Source organism: Enterococcus xiangfangensis (genome assembly GCF_005405365.1).
GTDB lineage: Bacteria > Bacillota > Bacilli > Lactobacillales > Enterococcaceae > Enterococcus_A > Enterococcus_A xiangfangensis.
On the sequence record NZ_BJDX01000003.1, the window covers coordinates 22,502 to 39,489 of the forward strand.

A 16,988-nucleotide genomic window follows, 5' to 3' on the forward strand; every position below is an offset into this window, starting at 1 on the left:
ATGAAAAGTATGCGGCGATTTTATTCAGTTCCTTATTTCTTTTGGCTTTTATTCTTTGTCATTGCGCCGGTGATCTTGATCGTCTATCAATCATTTTTTGATATGCATGGAAATGTTACGTTAAGTAATTATCAAACGTATTTAACGTCAAAAACGTATTTGATGATGACCGTCAATTCCGTGTTGTTTGCTTTTTTGATCACTTTGATGACTCTTTTAATCAGTTATCCAACGGCGTATTTTTTATCAAAACTAAAACATCGCCAACTATTATTATTACTCGTTGTTTTGCCGACTTGGATCAATTTGTTATTGAAAGCTTACGCATTTATCGGTATTTTCAGTGCCAATGGTTCAGTCAATGATTTTCTAAGTTTTATTGGGATCGGACAAAAGCAGCTATTATTCACGGATTTTAGTTTTATGTTTGTGGCAGCATATATCGAACTGCCGTTTATGATTATGCCGATTTTTAATGCATTAGAAGAAATCAATCCGTCACTAATCAGCGCTAGTCGTGATCTGGGTGCAAATAATTTTGATACATTCCGTCGGGTGATCTTTCCTCTTTCATTGAACGGTGTCAAAAGTGGTGTGCAGGCTGTTTTCATCCCGTCACTGTCACTCTTCATGTTAACCCGTTTGATCGGTGGTAATCGAGTGATTACTTTAGGAACAGCGATTGAAGAACATTTCTTAGTTACCCAAAACTGGGGGATGGGTTCAACGATTGGAGTCATTTTGATCGTGGCGATGTTCATCGTGATGATGTTAACGGGTGAAAAACGTAAAGGAGGTCGGATAAAATGAAAAGAAAAAATTTCTCTTGGTCAACAATCTATTTGATCTTTGTTTTTATTTTGCTGTATATCCCGATTTTTTATTTGATTTTCTACTCATTTAATCAAGCAGGGAACATGAGCTCTTTTACCGGCTTTACTTGGGAACATTATCAAAATCTTTTTTCTGATCGGCGCTTAATCACGATTGTTGTTCAGACATTTGTTCTAGCCTTTTTATCGGCACTTTTAGCAACGATTATCGGAACATTTGGTGCGATGGGAATCTATTATACGCGCAAACGCAACTCACGAAACATTTTGCTAGGTTTGAATAATATTTTAATGGTCTCGCCAGATGTTATCATTGGTGCCAGCTTTTTGATTTTGTTCACCATGTTAGGTAGTGTTTTAAAAAACTTCCAACTTGGGTTTGTCAGTGTTTTGCTGTCGCATATTGCCTTTAGTATTCCAATCGTCGTCTTGATGGTTTTACCAAAACTAAAAGAAATGAACGATTCAATGATCGATGCGGCACGCGATTTAGGCGCAAATAATTTTCAAGTATTAAGTAATATCATCTTGCCTTTTCTGACACCGGGGATCATCGCGGGTTATTTCATGGCGTTCACGTATTCATTAGATGATTTTGCCGTAACATTCTTTGTGACGGGCAACGGCTTTACGACACTTTCGGTTGAAATCTACTCACGAGCTCGCCAAGGAATCAGTCTGGAAATCAATGCATTATCAACACTCGTCTTTATTTTCTCTTTAATCTTAGTAGTAGGCTATTACTTTATTAGCCGCGATACTTCAAAAAAAGCACGGAAACGGAAACAGGAATTTGAGGAGGTGGCAGTACTGAAATGAGAAAATTGCAGTCGCTTTTCATTGGGGTTGTCGCCATCATTCTTTTATTGACCTTTTTAGTCGTTCGTTTGAATCATGCTTCTAACGCCAGTTCTAAAGTGTTGAACATTTATAATTGGGGCGATTACATCGATCCTGAATTAATCAAACAATTTGAAAAAGAATATGGATATAAAGTGAATTATGAAACTTTCGATTCCAACGAAGCAATGGAGGCAAAGATTAAACAAGGTGGAACGGCCTATGACATTGCTATTCCTAGCGAATACATGATCCAAAAGATGAAAAAAGAAAACTTATTGCTGCCTTTAGATCACACGAAGATCCATGGATTAGAAAATATCGATCCGCGCTTTTTAGATTTAGCTTTCGATCGTGAAAATCAATATTCGATTCCCTATTTTTGGGGAACATTGGGCATCGTTTATAATGATAAATTCGTCGATGGAGAGAAGATCAAACATTGGGAAGATCTTTGGCGCCCAGAATTAAAAAACAATATCATGCTGATCGATGGTGCTCGTGAAGTGATGGGGCTATCACTGACAACTTTTGGTTACTCGATCAACAGCAAAAAAATGGAACAGTTAACACAAGCAACCAAAAAATTGAATGACTTGACCCCAAATGTCAAAGCCATCGTAGCCGATGAAATCAAGATGTATATGGCGAATGAAGAAAGTGCGGTAGCGGTGACCTTTTCCGGTGAAGCAGCTGACATGATGGCAGAAAATGAACACCTTCATTATGTCATTCCGCCAGAAGGATCAAATCTCTGGTTCGATAATATCGTGATTCCTAAAACGTCTAAAAACCAAGCAGGCGCCTACGATTTCATTAATTTCATGTTGAAACCAGCGATTGCTAAGCAAAATGCAGAATACATCGGATACTCAACACCAAACAAAAAAGCCTTAGCAATGCTGCCAAAAAGTATTGCTGACGACCAGCAATTTTATCCAGACGATGAAACCATCAACCACTTAGAAGTCTATAAAAACCTAGGCGCAAAATATTTAGGCATTTACAATGACCTGTACCTAGAGTTTAAGATGTATAGGAGATAATGGCAAAACTCAGCGAGAATGGGGATTTATCAACGTTCTAAAAAGCTAAAAATCGTCTTTTTTCTACCTGAGTTTTCCAATCTTCTACCAAAAGCGGCTGAAAAGCCGCTTTTTTTGTGTTATTTTATTTTTTCTACCACGTTTTTCTACCAGAGATACTTTACTAGAAGAGCTTTACGATAGAGATTTTTACCAGACGATGTTGAAAATAAAAAGACAGAAACGCTTGACCGTATATAGACGTTCATCTATATTGTATATAGATAATTATCTATATACAATTCAATAGGAGGCCCTCCATGGAAAACTATGAACAGATTGCTACCATCATGAAAGCCTTAGCTGATCCAAAAAGGTTGAAAATTGTTGACTTACTTTCTACAGCTGACTCTCTTTGTGCATGTGAAGTGTTGGAGAATTTTGACTTTACTCAACCGACATTATCACACCACATGAAGCTTTTAGAGAAGGCAGGAATTGTCAAAGTAACGAAAAAGAGTCAATGGCATCATTACGCTTTACAGGAAGATTTTGTTGAGGATTTCCTAGTAATTTTGAAGGAACTTCTTATCAAAGAAAAATCAATTAGCTAGTAATCGATAGGAGTCTTATGAATGAACAATGTATCTACGGAAGTAACTGAAAAACCTGCAATTAATTTCTTCGAGAAGTATCTAACGGTTTGGGTATTGTTATGTATGGCAGCAGGCATGCTAATCGGAAAGTTTTTACCTAGTGTCGCAGACCGATTAGAAAGCTATCAAGTGTTAAATACAAATATTCCAATTGCCGTTTTAACTTGGGTTATGATTTTCCCAATGATGATGAAAATCGATTTTAAATCAATACTGAATGTCCGAAAAACATATCAGGGGATTATGATCTCTAGCATTACAAGCTGGCTAATTAAGCCGTTCTTGATGTTTGGCTTAGCATCTTTCTTCTTTTATGTTGTTTTTAGCAATTTTATCCCAGCAGACTTAGCAAAAGACTATGTGGCTGGAGCCGTTTTATTAGGGGCAGCGCCATGTACCGCTATGGTTTTTGTTTGGTCAAACCTTACAAAAGGTGATCCAGCGCATACCTTGGTTCAAGTATCAATTAACGATTTATTAATCATTGTCCTATTTGTACCAATTGTTTCCTTCCTTTTAGGAGTAAATAGTGTGTTTGTACCATGGAATATTCTCTTTGCCTCCGTACTACTATTTGTGCTAGTACCGTTAGTTGGTGGGGCATTAACGCGATACTTCATGATAAAACGTAAGGGAATTGATTACTTTAACAATCGCTTCTTACCAAAGTTTGACTCCATTACAACCATTGGCTTGTTATTGACATTGGTAATCATTTTTACTTATCAGGGGGATATTATTTTAAACAATCCGTTTCATGTTCTCATGATTGCCGTTCCTTTAGTCTTACAAAATATTATTACCGCAAACTTTGCTTATTTTACTTGTAAATGGACAAAACAGCCTCATAATGTGGCAGCGCCAGCAGCTTTGATTGGTGCTTCCGACTTTTTCGAGTTATCGGTTGCCGTAGCAATTATGCTTTTCGGTGTCAATTCACCAGTTGTACTTGTGACAACAGTAGGCGTTCTAACAGAAGTACCTGTTATGTTGTTATTAGTCAAATTGATAAATGGAACGAAAGATTGGTTCCCAACAAAAGGAGAAAATGAATGAAAAAAATCTATTTCTTATGTACGGGCAATTCCTGTCGAAGTCAAATAGCGGAAGGCTTTGCTAAAAAATACTTAGATGATTCTTGGGAAATCCGAAGTGCTGGAGTTGAAACCCACGGTCTGAATCCTAGAGCAGTGGCCGTAATGGAAGAATCTGGAATCGATATTTCGAATCAAACATCTGACTTGATTGATTTGGACTACTTTAATCAGTCTGACATGATTATCACTCTTTGCGGTGACGCAGCAGATAAGTGTCCCATGATTCCAAAGGAAAGCACTCACCTTCATTGGGACTTAGTAGATCCTGCCAAAGCGAAAGGATCTGAGGCAGAAATTAGAAGTGCTTTCCGAGACACAAGAGATGAAATCGAAAAGAGAATGATTGAATTATCGAAGCAGTTAAATGTTTAATTCAAAAGGGGGGGGAAGGTATGTGGACTTGGATTAGCGATCAATTACTAAAAATGGTTTGGCTAAATGATTTGATGGGAAAATTAGTTGAGCGTTTTGGACTTTCGATCGATAGCAAGATAGGGGCAAGTCTTCAGTTCTTTCTGTTTGATACAATTAAGATTTTTATCTTATTAACGATCTTAATTTTTGTCATGGGGGTTATTCAGACTTTTTTTCCACCTGAAAGAACCAAAGTATTGTTGGGTGGCTTAAAAGGTTGGAAGGGGAATTTACTGGGAGCACTTTTGGGTACAGTCACGCCTTTTTGTAGTTGTTCTAGCATTCCAATTTTTATTGGGTTTACAACCGCTGGATTACCGTTAGGAGTAACCTTCTCCTTCCTTATTTCCTCACCAATGGTTGATATTGCCTCAATTATCCTGTTAATGTCTTTCTTCGGCTGGAAATTTGCGATAGCTTATGTTCTTTTAGGATTACTGCTAGCTGTAATTGGAGGTACACTCATTGATAAATTACACCTAGAGAATGAAATTCAAGATTATATTCGCGAGATGGAGGAAGGTCTTAGCCAAGTTGAAACCTATACCATAAAAAAAAGAATGGCTTATGGTTGGGGGCAAGTGAAGGAGGTTGCTAGTAAAGTCTGGCTTTATGTATTAATTGGGGTTGGGATTGGTGCGCTCATTCATAATTGGATTCCGACCAGTTTTATTCAAAGCATCCTAGGTAATAATAATCCGTTTGGCCTGATTATTGCGACCTTAATTGGGGCACCAATTTATGCAGATATTTTTGGTGTTCTCCCAATAGCAGAAGCGCTATTCTCAAAAGGGGTGCCAGTGGGAACTTTGATGGCTTTCATGATGTCTGTCACAACGTTGTCTTTGCCGTCATTAATCATGTTAAGTAGAGTGGTTAAACCTAAATTGTTAGGAATCTTTATCACAATTTGTATTGTAGGTATTTTATTGATTGGCTTTACTTTCAATAGTATAGCTTTATAAAAAGTTAAGGGGGATTAGATAATTATGGAAATCAAAATTGTAGGTCCAGGTTGTAAAAACTGTCAAAAGTTAAAAGAAAATGTAGAAACAGCAGTGTCGGAGTTAGGCATTACGCCGACAATTACAAAAGTCGAAGATATGGCTGAAATCGTGAAAGCTGGTGTGATGAAGACGCCAGGACTGATTATTGATGATAAATTAGTTGTTAGTGGCCGAGTTGCAAAACCAAAGGAAATCAAGGAGTTATTGCAAGAGGCTTAAAAGAGATCAAAGATAGATAAATCACTGAATGCTTGGAGATATTCGAAAGAAGCATAAAATAATACTGTAAAGACAAACTCCAGGTCGGGTTTCGCCACAAGCGAATTACCCGATCTGGAGTTTTGTCTATTGCAGGGAGGCGCAGCCGGACTGCATGAATAAAGCCCCCGGTTCTAACAGGGGGCTAACAAAGAACAGGAAACTGGGACAACTACCCATTTGGGAGTGTCCTAGCAGTGTTTTCTTTGTCACATGCTTATAGAGCTTGTCACTTTATTTTGATGATGGATACGCTGCGTTTAACAGACGTTCTTTCTCGACTTCCATCACGAATGGTAGATAGAGATATTGCTGTTCTAGTAGGTATTGATTGTCCTCTGTGTACTGATAAGAAGCGGTTTCTTTTGAATAGACCAACGGAGCAATTCGCACATCGCCGGTTGATTGATTGATTGAGTATAGAAGAATGGCCTTTTCTACTAGTTTCTTTGGCAAATGTTTCCCAAAATAGGAATAGGATTCTTGATTTGCTAAATAGACGAGTAAGCGATCCACACTAAAGTTGGAGAAGGTAAAGGGCATCATGTGCAGAATATGATTTTGATTGTCATGGTGTAAATAGAGCTGCGCTTCTTTACCAAAATTAGTTGAACCAAGGTAAAGCCGCTTTTTCTCGTCGATACATTGGAAAGTAAACTGATCTTGTTCAGTTGGTGGAATGAGGTTTGTAATAAAAAATTCAACCATTCGATCCATTTCTTTTTCACTGACAAAATCTGCTTGTTTCAGTTCGTCTACTATCAGTCCTTCAATCTTAGGATCAAGCTTACCTGCCTTCTTTTGAAGCATTTCTAAAATGTATTGGTTTTCTTGCTCACCATACAAAAGATATTCGTTGGTGACATGGCCTATTTCTGCAATTTGGTGAAGGGTTTCGGTTTTTGGAAGGTTAATCCCACGTTCCCAGTTATTGACTGTACTTCGCGGTAAATCACCAATTAGTTTGCCAAATTTCTCCATACTCAACTTTAACTCTTGGCGAATCTGCCGAATTCGATTGCCAACTGCTTGCTTGTCTATCTCCATGAAAACTCCTCCTCATGATGAGTTCTTAAATTCAGTATACTTGTGTACTTAAAAAAAGTCAAAGTCTATTGACTTAAAATAAATACAAGCGTACAATTGATTTGTACTTAAAATAAGTCTATCGGTTCTTTGACAAGTAAATAGCAGAAGGAGGTTTGTCTATGAACCAAGTTAATCAACATGATCTCGGTGAAGCCATTCGAGTTTCTCGAGAAGAAAGGGGGTGGACCCAGCGATATTTAGCAGAAAAAGTGGGGATTTCGAGATCGTTATTATCGAAAGTAGAAAAAGGAACGAGACAATTAAGTGCAGAAAAATTGACTCTTATACTGGATAGTTTGCAAGAAGAGGTTGTTCCAGTTAATCGTGTTTTGATTGATTATCTAACCATTCACTTTTTCTCGAATCAACATTTAAAGTTGATTGAAGAGATTATTGGCATGCCTATTGAACGCTTTGAGGAATTGGATTATGCACCAAAGGGCTATATTGGGCAATATGTTTGGAATCAAGTAATCACGATTCGGTATTCCATTGACGATACGGTAAAAGGAACCGTAATGGAGTTTTCAGGTCAAGGCTGTAAACATCTTGCCATGCGTTTGAAAACCGCAAAATCAAACTGGCAAGAGTTCTTCCGTAAGGTATTAGATTATCAGGGAAACTTTACACGGATTGATTTTACTTTAGATGATTTTGTGGGGAGTCTCAGCATTCCAGAACTAAAGCGTAAAGTAACACTAGGCCATGTATGGACCACGTTTCAAGTGAGTGAATCTCATGGCGGGACGGATATCACAAATAATGAATCAAATGGCGAGACCTTGTATTTAGGCTCAAAGAAGAGTCAATGTCGCTTTTGTTTTTATCAGAAGGATTATGAACAACGAAAGCGAAGAGGAATACCACTTGAAGAGGCAGAAGTGAAAAATCGCTTTGAACTACGGTATCGAAAAGAGAAAGCACAAAGCTTGGCAAAGATTATTTCAAGATCCCATGATTTAACCAAACTGTTCTTTGAGTTACTTAATGGAGCAATTTGTTTTTATGACCGTGATCCAAATGATCCAGATGCAAAAGTCGATGCCAAATGGGCAGCCTTTATTGACAATCGTGGCGCAATCACTATTTCTTTAGAGACAATTCCTCAAAGCTTTGAGAAAAGTATGAATTGGTTAATTCATGGTGTTTCGCCATCGCTAGCTTTTATAGCACAAGTGGATCAAACGTTTCATTCTTCCTTGTTGTCTTTGATTATTGAACAAGGAGAAATGAATCCAAGACAGATTAAACTTCTCCAAAATATGAAGGCAGACCCAGAATATTATCAGGAGGAGGTTGAGTATTATGAACGAAAACTACAAAGTATATCAAATGAGAAAACAAGCTACTAAAAAAGCAAAGTACTGCTTACACAACAAGTTGTGCAACGTACTCCGCCTCGACAAGACGAGTATAACACAACCATTGAATGAGAAACAATTGATTATAAAGAGGATTAATTTAAAAGGAGTAAAGTATCAGGGGGTGAGAGAATGGAAACAAAATGTGATTTCATGGTAAATCGTGCAATTTTGATAGAGATGGGCTTTAAACCTAGTCAAGCTGCACGAATGATTAAAGAGAGCAAAACGTATCTTGCAAGGGTTGAAGGTATAGATTTTTATAACAATCGCCAAGTTGGTGTGGTGCCATCTCGAGTGATTGAACATCTTTTCCACGTTCAAGTTGCGGAATAAACAGTACAAGCGCGGTACAATTAAAGTAGATTTTCTCGAGTATAGAGAGGAATGGTACGATGCCAAAAATTAAAAATATTTATCAAGACAAAAAAACAAAAAAATGGTTCTTTCGAGCATATCTAGGTATAGATGAAAATGGAAGAAAGGTTCAGAAGACTAAACGAAGCTATGCTTCACAAAAAGATGCCAAAATTGCTTATGACAAGTACATGGAAACACATGATTTTAACAAGACAGTTCCTAATCAACTGTGTTCTACCAATCAAATGACTTTCGAAGAGTTTTACAAGGATAGGTTTGTAAAATGGTATGAGAGACAGGTGAAAAGTCAAACATATGAGAATGCGCAATTTATATTCGAAAAGCGAATGCAGTTTTTCTATCATTTTCGTGTTCGAGATATTACAAGTCACGATATTGAGGATTGGCTATTTGAACTAAGCCAGACAGAGTCACGTAATTCACGGAAAAAAGTCAATGGCGAAACGTTATCAAAGTCTTATATCAATCGGATTCGGGGACACTTAAAGATTGTATTGGATCGGGCTGTTAAAGAGGGGGTGATTGCTAAAAATCCCGTTGAAGATGTTTCTTCGCTTCCCTCTGAGAATAAGAAAGTTGAGTTTTGGGAACACAGTGAGTTTCTAAAAGTGATGAATGAATTGAAGGACGATAAGATTCAAACCCACCATCGGAAGATTGTGTATGAAATGCTCTTTTATACTGGCATTCGGATTGGAGAACTTGAAGCTTTGTCTTGGTCAAATGTAGATTTCGAGAAAAACACGATAACGATTGAGAAGACACTAATTTATAATACAAAAAATGATTGGCACTTTTCGACTCCAAAAACTAAATGCGCTTATCGAACAATTGGGATGGGAAAGAAACTTTCATTAAAGCTCAGACAGTGGTATGACTTGCAAAAACGTATTGGAAATTTTGAATATGTTGCTCAGTTGGACGGAACCTTTACGCCACCTTATTCTTTTGCAAACTGGTTAAAAGAAGCTGCTAAAAAAGCGGGCGTCAAACCGATTAAGCTTCACGCGCTACGACATTCTCATGTTGCATTTCTGATTGAGCAGAACATTCAACCGCTCTCGATTCAAGAACGATTGGGCCATGCGAATATCCAAATCACTTTAGGAACTTACGGTCACTTATATGCGAAGTCAGATCAACAAGTGGTAAATGCGATTGATAATGTTCAAGAGGGCGCTATTCTTTCAAAAAATGACAATTTATTACCAGTCTGAGTTTTCCACTGCGCTACCAGAAGACAGACAAATGCTTTTGTACCAGTGCTTTTGGTTGAGTTGCTCCTGTTGAAGATGTACAGGAAATAATAGAGGAATTTAGTTAAAATGATGTTAAATCAATGGGAAAATAGGAGAAAGGTTGGACTATAGTTAGTTCAGCCTTTTTTGATTCAGCGGGTCTGTTCCCTAAATCACTATTGCATCGATAAAAGCCCATCTAACTAGTCACTAGCTAGATGGGCTTTTTATTGTTTATCAGTCGGTTTTATTTTCTTTTAGTCCTAAGATTACTTCGCGGACTTTTGCGATCGTTTCTTGCGCGCTTTCACGGTTATGGAACATCAAAATCACATAAAGCGAGTCGATGATGCTTAACTGAGCGATTCGTGAAGCAAGGGCTTCGGAACGAAATTCGATTTCTTCTGAGATCGAGATGAAGACGACATCGCCTAATTTTGCCAGCGGTGAATTTGCTTGACTGGTGACTACAATCACTTTTGCGCCTGATTTTTTAGCCGCATTTGCGATGTGGATCGTTTCTTTTGATTTGCCAGAATGAGAGATCACAATGGCACAATCTGCTTCGGTTAATAATGAGGCTTCCATCAATTGGATATGGTAATCGGTACTGTGACCTACAGGAATAGGCGAGCGTAAAAATTTGTGGTAGGCATCGGTCGCAACGATCTCTGAACCGCCGACACCAAAGAAATACAGCCGTCTAGAGGCAGAGATTATTTTGACTGCGGCATTTAGATCTTCCTCATTTAATAGTTTTTTTGTATCGGTGAGCGTTTTAATATTTGAGTCAAAAACTTTTTGGGCCATCACTAACTCGGAATCGTTTTTTTGAATATTTTCGTGAATCGTAACGGCGGACAAATCATTCTCTTGTTTCAATAACGCCAGCTTAAAATCTTTGAAGCCACTAAATCCTAATGTTTTTGTAAATTGAAAAAAAGTTGAGTCAGCGATGCCTAATTCGGCGGCAAGGTCGCTGATCGAGCTATGACTAACCTTGCTTGGATTTTCCAATATATAGTCAGCAATCGCTTGTTCTTTTGGGCTAAAGTCTGTATACATCGATTTTATTTGCAGGTGAATCGGGCTAGCCATTTGTGCTCCTCCTTTATTTGATAAGTAGTTAACCTTAAGATACTCGCAAAAAAAAAAAAATCAACAAAAATATTTTTTCTTTTTTCTATTATACAAAAAAATATTTTTTTGTATAATAAGACTATAACATGAATGCGCTATCAGAAAGCGATTTCTGGCTGTGTAAGGTCAAATTGGATGATGTTTCTGCGGTTTAAAGGAAAAAGGGGGAATTATATAAAAGAAGAGAAGACTTGGTTGAGTGAGATTGAAGTTGTCAGTCAGTAGCTAAGCAAGACTAAAAGGAGCTTTAGGATGGGAAAATACAAAATTGCAATTGTAAATTCAAGTAGTTTCGGCAAAATTTTTCATGACCAGCTGGAGCAGCTTGAGAAAATCGGCGATGTTCGTTCGTTTACGGTTGATGGAGAAATCGGCGGACGTGAATTAGCAGAGTTGTTACAAGGGTACAATATCATTATTGCGAGTGTCACACCATTTTTTACTCAGGAATTTTTTGATTATAAAGATGAACTTATTTTAATTACAAGACATGGTATTGGTTACAACAATATTGATATTGAAGCAGCACGTAAGCATGACACACTTGTTTCGATCATTCCAGCTTTAGTTGAACGAGATGCAGTAGCAGAAAATAATGTTACAAATCTGTTGGCACTTTTAAGAAAAACCGTTGAAGCCAATCAAAGTGTTAAAAATGATAAATGGGAAGATCGAGCAAATTTCGTTGGTCGGACACTTTTCAACAAAACAGTTGGTGTTATCGGTGTCGGTAATACAGGAAGTTGTGTAGTCGAGATTTTGCGAAATGGTTTTCGATGCAACGTCTTGGCCTACGATCCGTATAAATCGGCTTTGCATATCGAAAGTCACGGTGCTAAGAAAGTTGATTTGCCGCAACTATTAAAAGAAGCGGACATTATTTGTCTTAGCGCCAGCCTCAATGAAGAAAATTATCATATGATCTCTACTGAAGAAATTGCACAGATGAAAGACAATGTCTACTTATCTAATAGCGCTCGCGGGGCGTTGCTTGACGAAGAAGCAATTGTTACCGCTTTAAAATCAGGTAAAATCGCAGGATTAGCAACGGATGTGTTAGAAGAAGAACCTGGTCGCAAAGATCATCCTTATCTGGCTTTTAGTAATGTAGTTATGACGCCGCATACTTCAGCTTATACGATGGAATGTTTACAGGAAATGGGCGCGAAATGTCTCCGAGATGTCGAAGATGTTGTCGTCGGAAAAGTTCCTGAACGGTCAGTCCAAGCGAAAAGCACGCATGTCAGATAGAAAGAAGGGCTAAGATGTTAACGGATTTAAAGGTTAAAGTTGGTCCCCAGTTTTATCGCTACCATGTTGGTGCGATCGATTTTGTACCAGCTGTTTTGCAAGAATTCTCAGCAAAAAATATTTTAATTGTCCATGGTCAAATTTCTTTTGAAAAAGCAAAACCTTATCTGAGTTTTCTGAAGCAAGCAGATTATAACTTTCATTTTTTACAATACACTGGTGAGTGCAGTTACTACGGAGCGGAAAGAATCGCTGAAGTAGTACGGGAAAACCAAATCGACTTCATTATCGGAGTTGGCGGAGGAAAGCTGGCTGATTTAGTTGGGTATGCTGCCCACATGATGAATGTGAATTTCGGTGTGATTCCGACATTAGCTAGTAATTGTGCTCCTTGGACACCGTTGTCAGTGATGTATAAGGAAAATGGAGAATCAGAAGGAAAAAGTGAGCATTTCTTACGGCAAGCAGCCTTTTTCATTACGGATCCAGAATTAGTCGTGGATGCACCGGTGAACTATTTTATCGCTGGACTCGCAGATACGATTGCAAAATGGTATGAGTCGGATGCTATTTTACAACAAGCACATTTGAAAAATGAACCGTTCTTGCAATTAGCCGGCTATACTTCAGAGCTTTGTAAGGCAGCAATTTTAAATGATTCTGCTAAAGCAATCAAAGATATGAAAGCAGGCAAAGCAACCGAAGAATTTGTTCATTTATCAGAAATCGTTTTTGCAGTGGCTGGTTTAGTTGGCGGATTAGGCGATAAATATGCTAGAAATGCGATTGCTCATGCGATGCATGATGGGATGAGCAAATATATTCCTGCAAGTCATCGGTTCTTGCACGGCGAAAAAGTTGCTTATGGTATTTTCTATCAATTAGCGGTCGAGAAAAAATGGGAGCAGATCACTGCATTGATCCCATTTTATCAAGAGTTAGATCTACCGATGTCATTAACTCAGATGCAGCTCTTACCAGAAGATGAAACAGTAATCGATCAAATCGTAGCTTTTATGGATTCAAAAGATAAGGTCCATTTACTGCCGATCCCGATCACTACTGATTTATTGAAGAAATCGATTTTTGCATTAGAGAATTACATCAACAAGAATTAAAATCAAATCCTCGCGTTAGTTTAGAGGAAAATAAACAAATATTAAGCCTATTCAAAACGAAAATAGGTACATTAATAGGAATTAGGAGGAGCTTATGGATACTTTAAGTGTAATGCAGAGTCTGTTGATTGCTTTATGGGTTGCTGCGGTAATGTCGCGCTGGCTAGGAGGAGGAGCAACGTTAACTTTACGTTTTTCACCTCTTATGACTGGTTTGGTCGTAGGGATTATCATGGGAGACGTTGCCCAAGCAATGATCGTAACTGCCGCTTTGCAAATGATTTATATGGGTGTATTCTCACCAGGCGGATCAATGCCTGCTGAACCATCTATCGCTGCGGCAATCGCGGTTCCAGTAGCATTGTTAGGAAACTTAAAACCAGAAGCGGCGATCGCAGTTGCCGTGCCCGTTGGTTTACTAGGAAGCTATTTGTATCAATTCCGCTTCTTTATCAATACATTCTTAGGAAAGTATACGGATAAAGCTGTTGAAGATTTGAACACAAAAGCAATCAAACGCTCGATCATTTTATATCCAACAATTGCTTCATTTGTTCTATTTGTCCCATTAGTATTCATTGCTCTTTATTTAGGAGCACCGATTATTGCAGATGTCATCAATGCGCTCGAAGGAACAGTGGTCATTCATATTCTTGAAGTAGTAGGTGGCGGGTTAGCTGCTATCGGTATCGCAACTACTGTGTATGTAATCGGTCGAAAAGATTATATGGTCTTTTTCTTCCTAGCATATTTCATGAGTGTGGTATTTAAATCCCTTGAAATCACAATGGTTACTTATGCAATCTTTGGGATCGTTATTGCATTGATCTTCGTTCAGTCACAAAAAGGCAAAGGATCTGCTCCTGCAACTGAATCAGCAAGCAGTGGTTCATCCGCAACTTTTGATGATGACGATGATTATGATGACGGATTTTAATAAACCAAACTAGGAGGGAAAAAATATGACTGAAGTATCAAATACACAAACAACAGCGAATAAAAGCTTAGCACCTGAAGAAATTACTAGCAAAGATGTTACTAAAGCGTATCTAAGATGGCATTTCGCCAATGAAATTCCTCACTCTTTTGAACGCTACTTGGCACCATCATTACTATATGCAATGCTGCCAATCTTGAAAAAATTATATAAAAACGATGATGATTTAAAAGCTGCATACAAGCGTCAACTACTCTTTTTCAATACTCAATTAAGTTGGGGCGGCGGTGTCATCACAGGTCTGATGTCTTCAATGGAACAACAGCGTGCTCAAGAAGAGTATGAAAAGACAGAAATCTTGATGCAAGATGATTTGATGTATAACACTAAAGCCGGTTTGATGGGAGCATTGGCTGGCATTGGTGATGCGATTGACTCAGGGACTGTTCAATATATTTTCATCGCAATCGCAGTACCTTGGGCGCAACAAGGAAGTGCCTTGGGAGCGTTGTTCCCATTCGTCTTCTTCGCACTTTACCAAGCCGCACTAGGGGTCTTCTTCGCAAGACAATCCTTTACTATGGGACGAAATGCCACTGGTTTGATGCAAAGTACAGGCGTTCAAACAGCGATCGAAGCACTTTCAGTGTTGGGGCTGTTCATGATGGGAATCTTGGCAGGAAACTATGTAAAAGTCGAATCAACATTGAAATTTGCAATCTCAGGGCGAGAGTTCGTTATTCAAGAAATTCTTGATCAGATCGTACCTGGACTATTACCTTTAGCAGTTGTTATGGGTGTTTACTGGTTCTATACCAAGAAAGGGCTGAAAGTTACACAAGCCTTACTATGGTTGACTTTGATTTTAATTATTTTAGCCGGAATCGGAATCTTATAATTTTGAAAGGAAGTGTTTAAAATGGGCGAAATTAATTTAGCTCGTGTGGACGAACGTTTGATCCACGGTCAAGTAATGGTAACTTTATCACAAAAAAGTGGAGTAAATTCAATCTTCGTTGTTGACGAAGTCGTAGCGAAAGATAAATTTATGCGTGATCTATATAAAAATGCCGGTAGTCGGACGGGACAAAAGACGATCGTCATTACACCAGAAAAAGCAAAATTTTATTGGGATGAATTCAAATTCAAAGAATATAACTGCATCTTGATTACAAAAACAGTTGGTGTAATCTATGATCTTGTGAAACATGGAGTACCGATGAAGGAATTGAATATTGGCGGTATCGCCCAAAAAGATCCTGAAAAAGATATTTTAGTGACGAAATCTGTTTACTTGAACAAAGAAGATGCAGAAAAATTAAAAGATTTGAATGAAAATTACGGCGTAGAGAACATCTATTTCCAAGCAACACCTTCTGCACCGAAATCTAGCTTAAAAGATGTCTTGAAACAATTCGGTTTATAGAAACAATTGAAAAAACCAAGGAGGGGAGAACAGATGGAGCAGACGGAGGTATTTAAAGATTGGCTGTTTCGTTACCAATACATTTACCGCTTGCGGCGAACGGAAAAAAGCAAGAAGCGGTTTCTAACCGCTTTGGTAACAGATATTGCTAAAATGCGGGAAGATGTTCGTGTAATCGAATACGACCAGCAGAAGAAATATGCATCGCGAAATGTTTATGTCGGAAATATCAAACAAGCAGACCAAGTGATCTGCACCTTCTATGATACTCCTCCTGAAAGTGTAGGTTCTTATCAGTTGTTTGATCGTAAAGATCAGTCCAAAAAGACAACGACCTTTATTTTAGCTAGTACGATTTTGACGATTCTTTTAGGTGTGATTGGGACATTGGTCTATATGCAGATCTCACCAAACTCGTTTCAGTTCAATTCTATCAGTACGTTAGGCATCATAGTGATCTATGCAGGTTACTTTGCCCTGCTAGGTAAAGTAACTAAAGGGTTATCTAATCGAAAAACTTTAGTCCGAAATACCTCGTCAATCTTAGCGATGCTGAAAATAATCGCAGAAAACAAACAAAAAAATGTTGCATATGCTTTTTTAGATGAAGGTAGTTACGGCAGCAAGGGATTGGATGAATTGCAAAAGCAAGTCAAAAGAGGCAGTAAAATTTATTATTTAGATAGTGTAGGGACATCGGCGCCTTTGCATCTATTGGGTGAATTGCCAAATAATAAAAAACTCGATGAAACGATCGACTACCAAGCAGCCGATCAAAAGGTAAACTATCTGTTTAGTGCACGCAAAGATCAAGCCGATTCAACTTTTTATCTGAATCCGACTGATTTAAAAGAGAAACACTTGAATATGGAAAATATCGCTGCTGTAACGAATTTGTTTCAGTAAGAGAAGCGGAG

At 38.1% G+C, this 16,988-nt stretch carries 19 protein-coding genes; 17 read left to right on the forward strand and 2 right to left on the reverse strand.

Annotation, left to right across the window (positions count from 1 at the left end):
* The 8 genes from FFM68_RS04070 (at position 1) to FFM68_RS04105 (ending at position 6,091) form a co-directional block, all read left to right on the forward strand.
* Entirely contained in the window at positions 1–810 is an 810-nt protein-coding gene (locus FFM68_RS04070; protein WP_137618175.1) for an ABC transporter permease, read from the forward strand.
* A complete protein-coding gene (locus FFM68_RS04075) occupies positions 807–1,652 on the forward strand; it encodes an ABC transporter permease (RefSeq protein WP_137618176.1) in 846 nt (281 codons plus the stop codon). The genes FFM68_RS04070 and FFM68_RS04075 overlap by 4 nt, the downstream gene beginning before the upstream one ends.
* Positions 1,649–2,719, forward strand: a complete 1,071-nt coding sequence (locus FFM68_RS04080) for an ABC transporter substrate-binding protein (RefSeq protein ID WP_137618177.1) — start codon at positions 1,649–1,651, stop codon at positions 2,717–2,719. Before FFM68_RS04075 ends, FFM68_RS04080 begins: the two co-directional genes overlap by 4 nt.
* Positions 2,720–3,018: 299 nt before the next feature.
* Positions 3,019–3,312: an ArsR/SmtB family transcription factor gene (locus FFM68_RS04085; RefSeq protein ID WP_048720947.1), complete on the forward strand. Its 294-nt coding sequence runs from the start codon at positions 3,019–3,021 to the stop codon at positions 3,310–3,312.
* Positions 3,313–3,333: 21 nt separating this feature from the next.
* Positions 3,334–4,410 (forward strand): ACR3 family arsenite efflux transporter, encoded by a 1,077-nt coding sequence (arsB, locus tag FFM68_RS04090; protein ID WP_071131631.1) that lies wholly within the window; start codon positions 3,334–3,336, stop codon positions 4,408–4,410.
* On the forward strand, positions 4,407–4,823 hold the full coding sequence (arsC, locus tag FFM68_RS04095) for an arsenate reductase (thioredoxin) (RefSeq protein WP_048720943.1): 417 nt from the start codon (positions 4,407–4,409) through the stop codon (positions 4,821–4,823). Before arsB ends, arsC begins: the two co-directional genes overlap by 4 nt.
* 20 nt (positions 4,824–4,843) lie before the next feature.
* Entirely contained in the window at positions 4,844–5,830 is a 987-nt protein-coding gene (locus FFM68_RS04100) for a permease (RefSeq protein ID WP_071131630.1), read from the forward strand.
* 24 nt (positions 5,831–5,854) lie between these two features.
* Complete coding sequence (locus FFM68_RS04105) at positions 5,855–6,091, forward strand: thioredoxin family protein (RefSeq protein WP_048720939.1); 237 nt, start codon at positions 5,855–5,857, stop codon at positions 6,089–6,091.
* Between the two features lie 273 nt (positions 6,092–6,364).
* Here FFM68_RS04105 and FFM68_RS04110 read toward each other — a convergent pair whose 3' ends face one another.
* On the reverse strand, positions 6,365–7,177 hold the full coding sequence (locus FFM68_RS04110) for a helix-turn-helix domain-containing protein (RefSeq protein WP_137618178.1): 813 nt from the start codon (positions 7,175–7,177) through the stop codon (positions 6,365–6,367).
* Between the two features lie 161 nt (positions 7,178–7,338).
* Between FFM68_RS04110 and FFM68_RS04115 the strand changes: the two genes are divergently transcribed.
* The 3 genes from FFM68_RS04115 to FFM68_RS04125 all read left to right on the forward strand — a co-directional run bounded on the left by FFM68_RS04115 (position 7,339) and on the right by FFM68_RS04125 (position 10,178).
* A complete protein-coding gene (locus tag FFM68_RS04115) occupies positions 7,339–8,571 on the forward strand; it encodes a replication initiation factor domain-containing protein (protein ID WP_048720935.1) in 1,233 nt (410 codons plus the stop codon).
* 141 nt (positions 8,572–8,712) lie between these two features.
* Positions 8,713–8,916, forward strand: coding sequence for a DUF3173 domain-containing protein (locus FFM68_RS04120; protein WP_048720931.1), 204 nt, complete (start codon positions 8,713–8,715; stop codon positions 8,914–8,916).
* A 59-nt stretch (positions 8,917–8,975) separates the two neighbouring features.
* The gene (locus FFM68_RS04125; RefSeq protein ID WP_071131627.1) at positions 8,976–10,178 is read left to right on the forward strand and encodes a site-specific integrase; all 1,203 of its coding nucleotides are present in this window, start codon (positions 8,976–8,978) and stop codon (positions 10,176–10,178) included.
* 258 nt (positions 10,179–10,436) lie between these two features.
* Here FFM68_RS04125 and FFM68_RS04130 read toward each other — a convergent pair whose 3' ends face one another.
* On the reverse strand, positions 10,437–11,297 hold the full coding sequence (locus FFM68_RS04130; protein ID WP_137618179.1) for a MurR/RpiR family transcriptional regulator: 861 nt from the start codon (positions 11,295–11,297) through the stop codon (positions 10,437–10,439).
* A gap of 294 nt (positions 11,298–11,591) precedes the next feature.
* Here FFM68_RS04130 and FFM68_RS04135 point away from each other — a divergent pair, with 294 nt between their 5' ends.
* The 6 genes from FFM68_RS04135 (at position 11,592) to FFM68_RS04160 (ending at position 16,977) form a co-directional block, all read left to right on the forward strand.
* The gene (locus FFM68_RS04135; protein WP_137618180.1) at positions 11,592–12,590 is read left to right on the forward strand and encodes a D-isomer specific 2-hydroxyacid dehydrogenase family protein; all 999 of its coding nucleotides are present in this window, start codon (positions 11,592–11,594) and stop codon (positions 12,588–12,590) included.
* A 14-nt stretch (positions 12,591–12,604) separates the two neighbouring features.
* A complete protein-coding gene (locus tag FFM68_RS04140; RefSeq protein ID WP_137618181.1) occupies positions 12,605–13,708 on the forward strand; it encodes an iron-containing alcohol dehydrogenase family protein in 1,104 nt (367 codons plus the stop codon).
* A gap of 94 nt (positions 13,709–13,802) precedes the next feature.
* A complete protein-coding gene (locus FFM68_RS04145) occupies positions 13,803–14,645 on the forward strand; it encodes a PTS mannose/fructose/sorbose/N-acetylgalactosamine transporter subunit IIC (RefSeq protein ID WP_137618182.1) in 843 nt (280 codons plus the stop codon).
* 25 nt (positions 14,646–14,670) lie between these two features.
* A complete protein-coding gene (locus FFM68_RS04150) occupies positions 14,671–15,543 on the forward strand; it encodes a PTS system mannose/fructose/sorbose family transporter subunit IID (protein WP_137618183.1) in 873 nt (290 codons plus the stop codon).
* A gap of 21 nt (positions 15,544–15,564) precedes the next feature.
* A complete protein-coding gene (locus FFM68_RS04155) occupies positions 15,565–16,071 on the forward strand; it encodes a PTS sugar transporter subunit IIB (protein WP_137609093.1) in 507 nt (168 codons plus the stop codon).
* Positions 16,072–16,104: 33 nt separating this feature from the next.
* Entirely contained in the window at positions 16,105–16,977 is an 873-nt protein-coding gene (locus FFM68_RS04160) for a hypothetical protein (protein ID WP_137618184.1), read from the forward strand.
* The last annotated feature ends 11 nt before the right edge of the window (positions 16,978–16,988 follow it).